Source organism: bacterium (assembly GCA_024226335.1).
In the GTDB taxonomy this organism is placed as follows: Bacteria; Myxococcota_A; UBA9160; order SZUA-336; family SZUA-336; genus JAAELY01.
This window is the reverse complement of the sequence record JAAELY010000115.1, coordinates 1-1,279: the sequence shown is the minus strand read 5'-3', so window position 1 is coordinate 1,279 and position 1,279 is coordinate 1. Positions and strand designations below refer to the sequence as shown.

1 protein-coding gene and 2 pseudogenes are annotated in these 1,279 nt (G+C 63.6%); all 3 read left to right on the top strand.

Annotated elements, in window-relative coordinates; genetic code table 11:
• Positions 1-474 (top strand): hypothetical protein (locus GY725_04810; protein ID MCP4003495.1); only part of this gene is annotated, 474 nt, incomplete at its 5' end.
• A 447-nt stretch (positions 475-921) separates the two neighbouring features.
• Positions 922-1,131 (top strand): annotated as a pseudogene (locus GY725_04805) (transposase domain-containing protein).
• A gap of 22 nt (positions 1,132-1,153) precedes the next feature.
• Positions 1,154-1,279, top strand: a pseudogene (locus GY725_04800) (transposase).

The following is a 1,279-nucleotide window of genomic DNA, read 5'->3' as shown; positions in this document are numbered from 1 at the left end:
CAAAACAACATCGCTTTCGGTGCGGGGCAGGCTCGGGTGTTTGATTGGAGCGGCGGCGCCTGGGTGCAGCGCGGCAGCGACATCGACGGCGAAACCGCAGGCGATGGGTCCGGTTGGTCGGTGGCGATGAGTGGTGACGGCTACTCAGTCATCATCGGCGCACCCGAGAACGGCGGCGGCGACTCGCCGGGGCAGGCTCGGGTGTTTGATTGGAGCGGCGGCGCCTGGGTGCAGCGCGGCAGCGACATCGACGGCGAAGGCGCAGTCGATCGGTCCGGTGAGTCGGTGGCGATGAGTGGTGGCGGCGACACCGTCATCATCGGCGCACCCGCGAGAAACAACGTCATCAAGGCGGGGCAGGCTCGGGTGTACGAGCTTCCGCGTCCGCGGCTAGTGAGGCAGGGGTGCTATACTTCCTATCCGCGTGCCCGCTTCTATGCGAGGTGGCACCTTCGATTTCCAGCGAGATGTTGAACCAGGAGTTCATTGACGCGATCGCCAGCGGATTGGAAGAACGAGCTGGGTCTTCGCGCTGTCACCGACAAGTAGCGCTATGTCAACTCGGGCCTCATAGACAGGAAGGCCCTGACGCGGAGCACCGCTCTTGAGCCCGAGTGTCTCGAGTGGGAACGAGTACCAAGCTCTGGATGCAGAACGAGACCAGATTCGAATTCATCGAAAGCATGCTCTCGATACCGCGTCGGGTCGATGCAGCGACTCATGGAAGTGCGTCAACAAGCTACGGACATCCCACACCTAGCGACCGAGAGTCTCCCGGAGATTCGTCAGTGCTTTGAACGGCGTGCCGACGATGCGCGCATTGATGATCCACTGAGGAATCCCGCCGCCGGGCTAGAGATGCATGGTGAAGGTGACGCGGGTCTTGCCTGGGGCAGTGGGATCGAGCTTCCAGGTGCCCTCGCCGATACCCCTGGCGGTGCTCGGGCCAGCGCCAACCTCTACAGCCTGATCGAGACCGCCAAGGCCAACGGTCTCGAGCCTCACGTGTACCTCACCCACATCGCCGCCCGCCTACCCGAAGCGCACACTGTCGAAGACTACGAAGCGCTCCTCCCGCACCGCGTCCACCCCGCGCTTCTGCCGTCCACCGTCAACGACGCCCTTCGCTGAGCGCTTACCGATCCTCTCGGGTCGAGTGGTGGCGATGGACGAGACGCCGATCCGTGCGGGTCGCAAGGCCAAGGGCAAGATGCGAACGGCGTACTTCTGGCCGGTGTACGGCGAGCGTGATGAGGTCGTGTTTCCCTATGCGCCCTCT